Annotated in this window: 11 protein-coding genes; 6 read left to right on the top strand and 5 right to left on the bottom strand. The window is 72.0% G+C overall.

Features of this window, described 5'->3' with window-relative positions:
• Positions 1 to 234: 234 nt before the first annotated feature.
• Positions 235 to 540: a hypothetical protein gene (locus tag FB559_RS37745; RefSeq protein WP_141962406.1), complete on the bottom strand. Its 306-nt coding sequence runs from the start codon at positions 538 to 540 to the stop codon at positions 235 to 237.
• 129 nt (positions 541 to 669) lie between these two features.
• On the opposite strand from FB559_RS37745, the gene FB559_RS37740 reads away from it, so the two are divergent.
• A complete protein-coding gene (locus FB559_RS37740; protein WP_141962405.1) occupies positions 670 to 1,794 on the top strand; it encodes an NsdA family TPR-like regulatory protein in 1,125 nt (374 codons plus the stop codon).
• Between the two features lie 186 nt (positions 1,795 to 1,980).
• On the opposite strand, the gene FB559_RS37735 is transcribed toward FB559_RS37740, so the two are convergent.
• Positions 1,981 to 2,337, bottom strand: a complete 357-nt coding sequence (locus FB559_RS37735) for a hypothetical protein (RefSeq protein ID WP_141962404.1) — start codon at positions 2,335 to 2,337, stop codon at positions 1,981 to 1,983.
• On the bottom strand, positions 2,334 to 3,929 hold the full coding sequence (locus FB559_RS37730; protein WP_221640629.1) for a GMC family oxidoreductase: 1,596 nt from the start codon (positions 3,927 to 3,929) through the stop codon (positions 2,334 to 2,336). Before FB559_RS37730 ends, FB559_RS37735 begins: the two co-directional genes overlap by 4 nt.
• A 313-nt stretch (positions 3,930 to 4,242) precedes the next feature.
• Between FB559_RS37730 and FB559_RS37725 the strand changes: the two genes are divergently transcribed.
• Genes FB559_RS37725 through FB559_RS37705 form a run of 5 tightly spaced genes read left to right on the top strand, consistent with a single transcriptional unit; the run spans position 4,243 to position 8,447 of the window.
• Entirely contained in the window at positions 4,243 to 5,091 is an 849-nt protein-coding gene (locus FB559_RS37725) for a metallophosphoesterase family protein (RefSeq protein WP_141962402.1), read from the top strand.
• Complete coding sequence (locus FB559_RS37720; protein ID WP_141962401.1) at positions 5,091 to 5,795, top strand: 4'-phosphopantetheinyl transferase family protein; 705 nt, start codon at positions 5,091 to 5,093, stop codon at positions 5,793 to 5,795. The genes FB559_RS37725 and FB559_RS37720 overlap by 1 nt, the downstream gene beginning before the upstream one ends.
• Positions 5,796 to 5,810: 15 nt before the next feature.
• The gene (locus FB559_RS37715) at positions 5,811 to 6,518 is read left to right on the top strand and encodes an LppX_LprAFG lipoprotein (RefSeq protein WP_141962400.1); all 708 of its coding nucleotides are present in this window, start codon (positions 5,811 to 5,813) and stop codon (positions 6,516 to 6,518) included.
• Complete coding sequence (locus tag FB559_RS37710) at positions 6,515 to 8,083, top strand: MFS transporter (protein ID WP_141962399.1); 1,569 nt, start codon at positions 6,515 to 6,517, stop codon at positions 8,081 to 8,083. Before FB559_RS37715 ends, FB559_RS37710 begins: the two co-directional genes overlap by 4 nt.
• Positions 8,084 to 8,090: 7 nt before the next feature.
• The gene (locus tag FB559_RS37705; RefSeq protein WP_141962398.1) at positions 8,091 to 8,447 is read left to right on the top strand and encodes an arsenate reductase family protein; all 357 of its coding nucleotides are present in this window, start codon (positions 8,091 to 8,093) and stop codon (positions 8,445 to 8,447) included.
• An 11-nt stretch (positions 8,448 to 8,458) separates the two neighbouring features.
• Here FB559_RS37705 and FB559_RS37700 read toward each other — a convergent pair whose 3' ends face one another.
• Together FB559_RS37700 and FB559_RS37695 are read right to left on the bottom strand one after the other, a co-directional pair.
• Positions 8,459 to 9,112 (bottom strand): MOSC domain-containing protein, encoded by a 654-nt coding sequence (locus tag FB559_RS37700; protein ID WP_141962397.1) that lies wholly within the window; start codon positions 9,110 to 9,112, stop codon positions 8,459 to 8,461.
• 131 nt (positions 9,113 to 9,243) lie between these two features.
• A complete protein-coding gene (locus FB559_RS37695) occupies positions 9,244 to 12,768 on the bottom strand; it encodes an FG-GAP-like repeat-containing protein (RefSeq protein ID WP_141962396.1) in 3,525 nt (1,174 codons plus the stop codon).
• Between the last annotated feature and the right edge of the window lie 140 nt (positions 12,769 to 12,908).

Below are 12,908 nucleotides of genomic sequence, written 5' to 3'. Positions count from 1 at the left end.
CGCCGGGGGCGCGGTCGTCATGCCGCCCGGCCCGGGACGGCTGAGCCACGGCTTGCGCGCCACACCGCCGAACCGGCTCACCTCGGCGGCGCCCGGCCGCGGACCCCAGCCGCCACCCCGAGACCGGCCCGACGCCCGGCTCGACCCCGTCGAAGGCCAGGCGGACCCGCTCGCCAGGCCTCTCCCGATCTCTAGAAACCGGCGGATACCACCTCATCGCCGCGCCGCGCCGCGCTACCGCACGGCGGCGCGCCCAGGATCGTCGCCGGCGCCGCGGGGGGTGAGCACGCGGGAGATGACCCGCACCGCGTCGGGAATGTGCGACGCCGGGCTGATCGGCTCGCCCCAGGACCACCACCACATCAGGCTCTCGTCCCCGTGCGGCAGGGGCATGCAGCACACGGTCTCGGTCAGCCGCGAAAGCCCGCCAGGGGCCCCGACGCGTACGCGCGTGGGAGCGAGAACCTCCGCCTGGAGACCCGCTTTCGTGCAGTCGTTGGCAAGTTTTTCCGCCAGGAGATGAACATCCTCATTCGTCATATTGACCATAACTCCATCTCCCCGCCACCTTTAGCGGCCGGGGATGCCGATGTCATGTATTGAAAGAGCATGCACGAGGTAATGCGATATCGGTAGCGCCGTGAGTTCTCACGGTCATACGGTGACGACATGGACGCCGATGTTCTTCCCGAAGCCCTTAAATCGATCATGGCTCGGCATGGTTGGTCGCAAATGGATCTCGCCACTGAGCTGGGTGTGTCGCAGTCCTGGGTCTCGCAGACCTCGCGTGGCGTGAAGGACAGCGGCATCGCCAATGTGCAGCGACTTCTCGCCCGTGTCGGCTGGGAAGTTCGCATAACCCCCAAAACGGAAGATGACCCCGTGAAGCGCAGAAATTTCGTTGCGGCCGTCGGGTCGATCGCCTTCGTGCCGTCCCCAAAAGTCGGTCCGTACCAAGATGCGGAATATGTGCGGGCGCTCGCGGAGCGCCTGGCGCGTGACAGATATGAACAAGGCGGCATTCCGGTCGCCTCTACCGCACTACGCCACTTGAAGAAAGTCGGCCTGGCAATATCGGGCAAAGACCGCAAACTGCAATCCGCCGCCTCCGATCTGGCCTGTGAAACGGCGCGGATCTTCTACGACTCGCGCCGATACGACATGGCCCAGCGCGCCGGGTCGTTCGCCCTGCAGCTCGCCCGGCGCTCCGGCGACGTCAACGGTCAGGCGAACGCCTTGAGCGCCCTGAGCCGGATCAGCATCGACCGGCGGCACGGAGACCGGGGGATCATGCACGCGCGGCAGGGACTGACGCTTCCCGACCTCCTGCCACCGCAACGCGCCTGGCTCAAGCTGCGGCTGGCCCGCTCGCTGGCCCTCGTCCCGGGCCAGGAGCGCGCGGCACGCGACCGCCTGGCCGAGCTCGGCGACGCGGAGGGACTGTCGGCGTACGAGAGAGCCGACATGAAGGGGAACGTCGGCGTGGCGCTGGCCGGCATGCGTGCCTACCCCGACGCGCACGTCTCGATCGCCGAGGCCGTCACGCTCAGCCGCCAGTGCTCGCCGCTGCTGCTGGTGGCCTACCAGGCGTGGCAGGTCGAGGCCGCGCTGGCGGCGGCCGAGCCCCTGATGGCCGCGGATCACATGACCGCTCTGGCCCGCATCGCCCCGATGGTCTCCTCGGCCCGGGTCAACTCCCACATCGCCGGCATCCTCACGATGTCCGCGCGCTTGACCGGCGTACCGGAGCTGGGGCACGCGCGCGAGCACCTGGTGTCCGTCCAGCCGGACTGACCGCGGCCGCTCCGAGGACGGGCGGACAAGGCCCGGCCCACGCGCGACGCCGCCCCTCTCACCCCTCCTCACCGACCGGCCCTGCCGAGGCCGAGCGTGCCCACCTGCTCCACATCAGAGCGGCGCCTCCAGCCGGGAGCGCCGGCAGGCCCGCACGATCGTGAGCACGGTACGCCGCGGCGCAGGTCAGGGCGTGGCGCGGTAGATGGGACCGCGTTCGACCACCGGTGTGATCAGGTCGCCGTAGTCCGGTGCCGGCGGGATCGGCACGGCACGGCGCCCGTGGTAGCCGATGAGGTCCTTGACCCGCTCGTCGAGGAAGTACGCCCCGGCCACCACCTCGCCGACGAACGCCGTCTGCTCGGGCGTCGGCTCCCTTTCCTGCCGCAGGATCTCGCGCAGGGGAGCGATGAGGTCCGGCCGGGCGCGCAGGACCGCGTCGACCCGGCCGACGCTTCCGGGGGGCATGCCGTCCTCGGCCGGGATCAGCCGGTCGGCCAGCGCGTCCAGTCTTCGCCGTTCGGCGTCGCCGAGGATGATCACGTGGGCACCTCCTGCGCACGCCGTCCCGCGATCAGATGCTCGGTGCAGCGCAGCGACATCGCGGCGATCGTGGCCACCGGGTTCGTGCCGGACGACGTCGGCCAGGTGCTGCCGTCGAAGACGAACAGGTTCGGCACGTCGTGTGCGCGTCCCCACGGGTCCACCACCGAGTCGGCCGGGTCGGTACCCATCTTCACGGTGCCGAGCTGGTGCCAGCCCGTGGCGCGGATCCGTGGCGCCGTGATCGTTTCGTACGCCCCGGCCTCGACCAGCGACTCGCCCGCCCGCGCGAGGTGGAAGTCCATGAGCCGGCGGGAGTTCTCGCCGATCCGATAGATGATCTTCGGGGCGGGGAGCCCGTCGGAGTCGGTGAGCGTCTCGTCGAGCACGACCCGGTTCGACTCGTCGGGCAGGTCCTCGGTGACGATCCCCCACATGGCGGAGTGCCCGAGACGCCTGCGTACGCCGTCGTGGAAGCCCGCGCCCCACAGGGGATGGTCGCCCCACGGCCATGGCCGGGTGACGCTGAGCGGACCGCCGGTCGGCTGCAGCCCCCACTTCCCGCCGCGTACGAAGCCCCGGTCGGTGTCGGTCTCATAGAACTCCAGGGAGTAGAGGTGCTGCCCCCAGACTCCCTGCGCGCTGTCGAGATCGTCCTCGAACAGCCCGGTGACGATGCCGAACGGATGGAGCATGAGCCGCCTGCCGACCAGTCCGGAGGAGTTCGCCAGCCCACCGGACAGGAGCAGCAGCCGGGGTGTTCCGATGCCGTTGGCGCAGAGGATGACCACGTCGGCGCGTGTCAGGTGCTCGCGGCCCGCGCGGTCGACCCATTCGACACCGTCGGCCAATCCGTCGCGGTCGCAGACGACGCGACGGGCCCGCGCTCCGGTCTCCAGCCGGACCCCGCGCCCGACCGCCTCCGGCCAGTGGGTGCGGTCGACGCTGGACTTCGCGCCGTCCGCGCAGCCGAAGAGGCAGGCCGCGCGCTGCACGCACGGCCGCAGCGCTCCGTACTCGCGGGTCGCGATCGCGTTCGACCCCGGCCACCAGTGCCGGCCGAGCCGGTTGTGCGCCTGGGCGACGCGACGGCCCATCCGCCCCAGGGGCACGGGCGGCAGCGGCGGGCCGGCGCCGGGCGGGAGTGCCGGGTCGCCGGCCAGCCCGCTCACGCCGAAGTCGGTCTCGACCCGCTCGTAGAACGGGCGCAGGTCCTCATAGGTCAGCGGCCAGTCGTCGGCGACACCGTCGAGAGTGCGGACACGGAAGTCGGACGGGAGGCTGCGGTGCCACTGCGCGGCGTAGACGATCGTGCCGCCGCCAACCGCGTTGTAGACGAGTACGTCGATGTCGGACTCGGAGCACTCGACCGGGTAGTCCTGCTCCCGCCCGCGTACGTTGGGATTCCAGCCCCACTCGGGCCCGCTGTCGATCTCGAAGTCGGGTTCGGCCGCCCGCGCCTGCGAGTAGTCCGGCCAGTGGCCCTGTTCGAGGACCACCACGCCGAAGCCGCTCTCGGCCAGGCGCTTGGCCGCCACGGCGCCGGCGGGCCCGGCGCCGACGACGCAGACGTCCACGCGACCGGCGCTCACGGGAACCCCGCCCGTACGCGCCGGAGGGCCGGGCCTTCCCGCCCCGCGGTCATCGGCGGGACCGCGCGTCCGCGTACCGAGCCCTCGGCCAGAGTCGCCACACAGTCGAAAATACCGCCTCTGACCTGCGACGAGGAGGTCATGCCGCGCCGGCCTGGCCGATTGAGGCCGTCCGCGCCCCGGGCAGGTGCGGGTGCAGTGCCGTGGATCACCGACATATGGTGCGGATGATGCCGGTGGCCGACAGGAGGAGCACGGTGAGACGAATCGGCGAGGAGGCGGGAGGCACTCCGCGCACCCCGGGGTGCGTCCGTTGAGCGACACCACGGGACCCCGGCTGCTGGCCATCAGCGACCTGCACGTGGCCTACGACGCCAACCGCAAGATCGTCTCGGGGCTGCGCCCGACCTCCGGCGAGGACTGGCTGATCGTCGCCGGTGACGTGGGCGAGATCATCGGCGACGTCGAGTGGGCCCTGCGCCTTCTGAGCGAGCGTTTCGCCAAGGTGATCTGGACACCGGGCAACCACGAGCTGTGGACCCCGCAGGCGGATCCCGTACAGCTGAAGGGCGAACACCGCTACCGCCGCCTCGTGGAGATGTGCCGCGGCATGGGCGTCGTCACTCCCGAGGACCCGTACCCCGTCTGGCGCGGCCCCGGCGGCCCGGTCACCATCGCGCCGCTGTTCGTGCTGTACGACTACACGTTCCGCCCGCCCGGCACCCGGACGAAGGAAGAGGCGCTCAAGCGCGCCTACGACGCCGGGGTCGTGTGCACGGATGAGTTCCAGCTGCACCCGGACCCGCACCCGACCCGTGACGCGTGGTGCGGGGTACGCCTTGACGAGACCGAACGTCTCCTCGCCGCACGGGACGAGACGCTGCCGACGATCCTGGTGAGCCACTTCCCGCTCGTCCGCGACCCGACGATGATCCTGCGCTATCCGGAGTTCGCGCTGTGGTGCGGCACCGAGCGGACGGCCGACTGGCACCGGCGCTTCAACGCGGTCGCCGCCGTCTACGGGCACCTGCACATCCCGCGGACCACCTGGTACGACGGCGTACGCTTCGAGGAGGTCTCGCTCGGCTACCCGCGAGAGTGGGAGCCGCGCGGCGGCGTCCCTGGGCGGCTCCGGCAGATCCTGCCCGTGCCGGAGGCGTGATGATCGAGGAGATCCTTCCGCCGGAGGTCGCGTCGGCGGAGGCGTTCGACGACCGTGCCGAGGTGGTCCTCTTCCCCGAGGAGGAGGCCGTCGTGGCGCGCTCGGTGGACAAACGGCGCCGGGAGTTCACCACGGCCAGGGGCTGCGCGCGCCGGGCGCTGGCCGCCCTCGGGCTGCCGCCGGTGCCCATCGTGCCCGGCGAACGCGGTGCCCCGGGCTGGCCGTCCGGCATCGTCGGCACGATCACCCACTGCGACGGATACCGCGCGTCCGCGGTCGCCCTGGAGCGGAAGGTCCGTACGGTCGGGCTCGACGCCGAGCCCAACGGCCCGCTCCCGGACGGCGTGCTCGAGGCGGTCGCGACCCCCGCCGAGATCGACTGGCTGAACGGCGCTCCGCCGGACCCTTCCGGCGTCTGCTGGGACCGGTTGCTGTTCAGCGCCAAGGAGTCGGTCTACAAGGCGTGGTTCCCGCTGACGCGGCGGTGGCTGGACTTCGAGGAGGCCGTCGTCACGCCGGATCCGGACGCGGGCACGTTCGACGCGCGCCTGTGCGTGCCCGGACCGGTCGTCGACGGCCGCCGGCTGACGGGGTTCACCGGCCGCTGGGTCGTACGTCACGGCCTCGTGGTGACGGCCATCACCGTTCTGGCCGATCCCGCCGTGCGGCGGCTGAGCGGATCTTCTGATCCGAGCCGTACGTAACGCTATCTTCTCGGTATGTCGTCATCCCGGGCGAGGCTCGCCCGCCTGCTCCCGATCGTGCTCGCGTTCGCCCTCACCGCCGGATGCGGAGGCGGCGGCGGTGGCGGTGGCTCGGACAAGAACCCGCCCGGAGGACAGGTCCTCCAGGAGGCGGCGAACGTCCTGCGGAACACCGCGAGCCTCAGCTTCACACTCCGCACCAGCGGAGACCCGAAGGTCAACGTCAAGAGCGTGGACGCGAAGCTGCTGAAGAACGGCAACTCCCAGGGCTCGGTACAGGTGACCGAGCTCGGCCTGCCGATCCAGCTGGACTTCGTCGTGCTCGGCAAGGCCGTGTACTTCAAGGGGCTCACCGGTGGCTGGCAGAAGGAGACCCTGGCCCAGGTGGCCGGGATCTATGACCCGTCTGCGGTGCTCGACCCCGACCGCGGGCTGGTGCAGCTCCTCGTCACCGCCAAGGACCCCGTCACGCGCGGCAAGGAGAAGGTCGCCGGCCAGGACTGCTACCGCGTCCACGCGACGCTCGCCCAGGCGGCCCTCGGCCGGCTGGTGCCCGGCATGACCTCCGACGCCCCCGCCGACATCTGGGTCTCCACCGCCGACAAGCACGTGCTGAAGGCCGAGGTCGAGGTCGCCTCCAAGAGCGGCGGCAAGCCCGGAAAGGTGACCATCGCGTTCGCCGACTTCGGCAAGCCGTTCTCGATCGTCGCCCCGGCCAAGTGACGCTCCCGGCGGCCTCTCCCAGGGCGGGCGCGCGACGCGTCGCCATCGGCGTCGGCGGCATCGTGGTGCTGCTCGCCGCCATCGACGCGTACGTCGTCGTCACCGTGCTCGTGACCATGGTCGGCGACCTCGGTGTGCCGGTGAACCACATCGAGCGCGCCAGCCTGGTGGTCACGGCGTTCCTGCTCGGGTACGTCGCCGGGATGCCGCTGCTCGGCCTGCTGTCGGACCGGTTCGGGCGTCGCGTCATGCTCCAGGTCTGCCTGGCCGGGTTCGCCGCGGGGTCGGTGGTCACCGCGCTGGCCGGTTCGATGCCGACGCTGGTCGCGGGCCGCGCGCTGCAGGGACTCGCCGGCGGCGCGCTGCTGCCCATCACGATGGCGCTCGCGGGCGACCTGTGGGACGAGGAACGCCGGCCCACCGTTCTCGGCGGCGTCGGCGCCGTACAGGAGATGGGCAGTGTGCTGGGCCCGCTGTACGGGGCGGCCATCGCCGCGCTCACGGGCTGGCGCGGCATCTTCTGGATCAACATTCCGGTGGCCCTGCTCGCGATGGCCGCGGTGCAGTGGACGGTGCCGTCCGGGCGGCCCGCGGCCCGGACCCGGATCGACGTCGTCGGGGGAGTGCTCCTGGCCGCCGGCCTCGGCCTGCTCGTCGCGGGCCTGTACAACCCGGACCCGAACCACAGCGCGCTGCCGTCATGGGGCGTTCCGTGCATCGCGGCCGGCCTCGTCGTGATCGCGTGCTTCGCCGGCTGGGAGGCGCGGGCCCGCACCCGCCTCCTCGACCTGCGCGGCGCCCGGCGGGGCGGCCTGTTCGCGGCACTCGGGGTGAGCCTGCTGTCCGGCGCGGCCCTGATGACCACCCTCGTCGACGTCCAGCTCGTCGCCCAGACGCTCTTCGGGCGTGACGCCACCGGCGGCGCGTTCCTGCTCGCACGCTTCCTGGTCCCGCTGGCCATCGCGGCGGTCGCGGGCGGCCTGCTGGCCCGCCGCGTCAGCGAGCGCTGGGTGATCTGCGGCGGCATGCTGCTCGCCGCGATCGGCTACGCGCGGATCGCCGCCTGGCCGCTGCGAGCCCAGGAGGCGGGGTATGACCTCGGGGTGTTCACCGTCTCCCGGGTGGGCGCGGACCTCGTCGTCGCCGGGCTCGGCCTGGGCCTGGTCATCGCGCCGCTGTCGGCGGTGGCGCTGCGCTCGGTTCCCGCGGCACAGCACGGCATCGCGTCGGCCGCGGTCGTCGTGGCGCGCATGATGGGCATGCTGATCGGCGTCGCGGCCCTGGGCGCGTGGGGCTTCCACAAGTTCCAGTCCCTCACCGCGCACCTGGCCACGCCGCTGCCGATCGGGGTGAGCCGTACGGAGTTCGCCCGCCGCCTCGCCGCCTATCTGGCCGCGGTGAAGTCCGCCCTGCACACGGAGTACACCGACATCTTCTGGGCGACCGCGGCCCTGTGCTGCGCCGCCGCCCTGCTCGCCATCGCCATCGGCCGCCGCGCGGCACCGGGTGCCGTCGCCGCCGCCCCGGCCGAGCCGGACGCCGTCGCCGGCACATCGCGGGAGTGAGGAACCCATGGAAATCTGGCTCAACCCGCGCTGCGCGAAGTGCCGCTCGGCGCTCTCGATCCTGGACGCCGAGAACGCGGACTACACCGTACGCCGCTATCTCGACGACCCGCCGTCCGAGGTAGAGCTGCGCGAGGTGCTGGGCCGTCTCGGCCTCGAACCCTGGGACATCACGCGGACCGGGGAGAAGGTCGCCAAGGAGCTGGGCGTGTCCGGCTGGCCACGCACCCCGGAGGACCGCGACCGCTGGCTCCGCGCGCTGGCCGGCCACCCGATCCTGATCCAGCGCCCGATCATCACCGCCGACGACGGCTCGGCCGTGGTCGCCCGTACCGACGAGGCCGTCCGCTCCACCCTGACCTGAGGGTGGCGGTCTCAGACCTGGGCGGTGCGCCGGCGTATGAGTTCCCGGATGTCCAGCGGCAGTGCGTCGGCGACCAGCAACCGGGGCAGGAGCCCGGGTTCGCGCGTCATCGCGCGGAAGGTCAGGGCGACGGTCACGTCGTGGGCGGGCCGGTGCACGATCTCGACCGGGTCGGCGGCCCGGATGTCGCCGGGTTCGATCACACGCAGATAGGCGCCCGGCACCGCTGCCCTGGTGAACTGCTTGATCCAGCCGTCACGCTCCAGCCAGCCCTGGAAGGTCCCGCACGGGATCCGCGGGCACGACACCTCCAGCACGACGTCGGGCCCGACCCGCCAGCGCTCGCCGATCAGGGCGCCGCTGACGTCCAGGTCCAGGGTCGTGAGGTTCTCCCCGAAGACGCCGTTCTCGAGCGGCCGGCCCAGCTCGGCCTCCCACCCGTCGAGATCCTCGCGGGCGTAGGCGTAGACCGCCTGGTCGGAGCCGCCGTGGTTCTTGACGTCATAGACCCGGTCACCGGCGAGACCGACCGCGCCGGTGCCCTTGGGGCCGGGGGCGGCGACGGCGACCGGTCCGTCGACGGGTCGCTTGTCGATGCCCGTCACTTTCAGGCCCTTCCACGGGTTGGGCCGTGGCCTGCCGACGTTGACCGTGAGCACCTTCATGACTCCAACGGTACGTTCCACAGCCTCCACCGGGAACACCGCCGCGTCCGCCGGTGAGGGCGGATACAGGCCGTCACCGGACTCCCGTCATCGGCCGGACATGGGCGAGCCGGCGAGAGCGGCGGCGCGCGCTAGAGGGCCGCCTGGGGGCCCAGGTTGCCCGCGTCGTCCACCGCCTGGACGGTGATCTTCTGCGCGCCGGCCGGGACCGTGACGGTCTGCCTCCCGCCCGCGTCCACGGTCGCGGGGACCGTCGTGGTCGTCCCGTCGGCGGTGACGCGGTACGACGTCGCGCGGCCCGCGTACCAGTCGTCGCCCGGCGCGGTGAAGGTGACCGCCGCGCCGGAGCGCTGGACGTCCCGGAGGATCCCCGGCGGCCGCGTGTCGGTGCCGTACCGGCCGGTGCGCCACTCGTCGTGGTGGTAGGCCCACGACTCGGCGTCCGGCTTCCCGTCGGTCTTCCAGGCGAACAGATAGCCCTCGCGGGTCGTGGTGACCAGGTCCGTACGGCCGTCGCCGTCCAGGTCGCCCGCCGACGGTGCGAACAGCGTCCAGCCGCCGGTGAACTTCGGGAAGCCCGCCGCCTGCCCGGACGAGGTGAAGGCGTGCACCGTCGAGGTGTCGCCGCCGTCGACGATCTCGGCCTTCCCGTCGCCGGTGACGTCGGTGATCAGCGGCCCGCCGAGGAAGTCCAGGCCGTGCCGCTGATGGGGGAAGCCCGCGGCGGGCAGGCCGGTGAGCGCGTCGTACCCGCGCTCGAAGTTGCCGATCGGGCTGCCGCTGCCGGGGTACAGCAGCGCGGCGATCAGCGACACCGCGCCCGATCCGGACTCGGCGTACCCGAGACGCCCGCTGAAGCGGCCGAACGCGCCGCTGGTCGTGAACGACGCGGGCACGTCGGCGGGCAGCTTCCCGCCCAGCAGCGCGCGGATCACGGACTCGTCGCCGTTCAGCAGGCCGAGCGCCGGGTTGTTCAGCGGCCCGTACGCGTTCCGCACCTTGCCGTCCCCGCCGACCAGGAAGGTCGCCGCGAACGACGGGCCGGTGGCCACCTCGTCCTTCCCGTCGCCGTCGACGTCGGCCACCGCGGGGGAGTTCGCCGCCTCGGTGATGAACTCCTGCGCACTGCCGTAGTACGTGATGATCGACGGCAGCCGTACGGGCCAGCCGCTCACCGGGGAGCCATCGGCGTGGTAGGCGTACACGTAGTTCGCGCCGAGCGGCTGGATGCCCGCGCCCGAGGTCTCCGAGTGCTGCGATCGCACCACGATCTCCGGCCTGTGGTCGCCGTCGAGGTCGGCCACGGCCGGGGTCGCGTCCAGCTTCGCGTCGTCGATGGCCACGCCGGAGGCGGGCTTGGGCGGATCGGCGACCGTCACCGGCCAGCCCGCCACGTCGCTTCCGTCGGCGTGCCAGGCGTGCAGCCGGCCGTCCCAGCCCGCCTGTACGACCTCCAGGCCCGGCTTGCCGTCCAGGTCGGTCAGCACCGGCGAGGCGGTCGCGCCCTGGTGCGGCGGCCGCGTGTACGACAGCGCGGGCCGCGGGATCGCGGGCTTGCTCACCCCGGTGTCGAGCGTCCTCGGCCAGCCGGGAAGCGCCTTGCCGGACGCGTCGAAGGCGTAGGTACGCCCGGTCGTGCTGGTGACCACGACCTCCTGCCGCCCGTCGTGGAACAGGTCGCCGGCCGCGACCGGCGCGATGATCGGTTCGTGGCCGGGGTCGAAGCCGGGGACGCGCACGCGGCTCGCGTTCGTGGTGACGGGCCAGCCGGGCAGCTCCTTGCCGCTGACCCCGTCGACGGCGTGCACCCGGCCGTCGGCGTCGCCGAACACGATCGCCTCGTGCCCGCTGCCCTGCAGGTCGGTCAGGGCGGGCTGGCTCTCGCCACCGATGCCGAACCGCTGCGGGAAGCCGGACCGCAGTGCCGGGTCGTGATGGACCGCGACCGTGCGGCGCTCCTCGCCCATCCGGTTCTGGTCGTCCCACACTCGCAGCCGCAGTGTGACGGTGTACTGCTCGGTCGTGGACAGCGCCTTGTCGTCCGACATCGTGTACGCCTTGGTCCAGAACGACCGGGGCAGCCCGGCCAGGTCGAGCGTGCCCACCTTGCCGTCGTAGGTGCCGCTGCCCTGACCCGACCCGGCCCCGGCGAAGTCGGAGTCGACGGGATCGAGGCCGGGCGCGACCTGCAGCTCGTACCGGAAGCTCGCGGCCCGGCGCGCCTCGACGTGCCCGGTGACCGGCACCGACGGTGTGGTCTCCGGGTCATAGAGGGCGTACCAGTCCGGGCTCTCGATCGAGGAGACGGGCGGGATGTCGCCCTTGGCGACCGCCGCCATGGCCGCGTGCACGTTGGGCCGGCCGTAGCCGTACTGGCTGTCCCAGCCGGGACGCCCCGGCCAGCCCAGGCTCGTGTCGGCGACGTCGCTCGCGGTGGCGCGCATCACCTGGACGGCCTCACCGTTGCTCAGCGGCCAGGCGATCTTCTTCTCCTGGGCTGCCTGGGCGCCGTACGACAGAAGCAGGCCGAAGATCCCGCCGGTCGTCGGCGTCGACTCCGAGGTCGAGCCGCCCATCGTGGCCACCGAGAACATCGAGTGGGAGCCGAACGAGGTCAGGTTCGAGCGTTCCCGGTACGTCGTGGTCAGCGGGTTGGCGAGCGGGCTCGGCACACCGTCGGTGTTGGGCACCAGGCCGTTCCCCGGGAGGACGTGCGGCCAGAACATTCCGCCCTGGTGGTCCGTGGAGTCGAAGTCGTTGCTGGACTCGACCATGACCACGCCGTCGTTCCAGAGCTTGTCCACGGCGCGCCGCATGGCGGAGGAGTAACCGAGGTCGGCGGTGGTGCTCACGATGACCTTGGCGCCCGCCCGCCCCGCGTACAGCCAGGCCGCCGCGAGGTCGTCGGTACGGTCGAGCGCCTCCTGGCCGGCACGGATCGGCATCAGCCGGCACTTCGGGCAGATCCCCGCGCCGAGCTTCCCGTTGTCGGTCTGCGCGCCGGCCTTCCTGAGCTGCTCGTTCGCGTGCCCGTACGTCGCGTCGGAGGTGGCCGGGTCGTTCTGGTCGTCATAGAAGTCCCAGCCGGAGATGTCGTCGGTGAAGCCGTTGCCGTCGCCGTCCGTGCCGTCGGAGAACGCGACGATGAGGTCCTCAGGGTCGACCACGCCGTTGCCGTTGGCGTCGTGGACCCGCCCGTCGCCGGAGTAGTCGGCGGCGGTGACCGCGCCGTCGCCGTCGCGGTCGTAGGAGGAGGCGCCCTGCGGCTTGGGCAGCTCACCGGTGTTGAGATAGACCTTGTTCGCCAGGTCGGCCACGTCCGTGCCGTGCCAGTTGACGCCGGCCTCGACGTAGGCGATCACCGTGTCGGGCGACCCGGTGGTGTAGTCGCGCCAGGCCGTGTCGACGGACATGCCCGAGGCGCCTTCGGGATCCTTGGCGCCCGGCGTGCACCGCGGCATGAACGAATAGAGGTTGTGCTGCTCCGCGCCCGGCGCCGACTTCGTCAGGCAGGTCAGCACGGATCCCTGTTCGGCGGGGGCGTAGTCGGGATCGTTCGGCGGCCCGCCGGGGAAGGCCGTCGCCGCGGCGCCGGGCCCCGCGGACAGTGCCACCGCGAGCACGACGGCGAGCACGATGGTCAGGAGACGCCTCATCCGACCCACCTCAATCGCGTTGATCGCGATCGTCACTGTGATGGACGTGGTCGGTTACGAACAGCCCCGTGACCGGATGAGGACATGAGCAATCCTCGCGTTCAGCTGCCGGTCCCCAGGACGCGATCAGGCGCACCAGT

The organism is Actinoallomurus bryophytorum (assembly GCF_006716425.1).
Taxonomy (GTDB): Bacteria; Actinomycetota; Actinomycetes; order Streptosporangiales; family Streptosporangiaceae; genus Actinoallomurus; species Actinoallomurus bryophytorum.
Note: the sequence above shows the minus strand (reverse complement) of the source record. Positions and strands in the feature narration are given on the sequence as shown.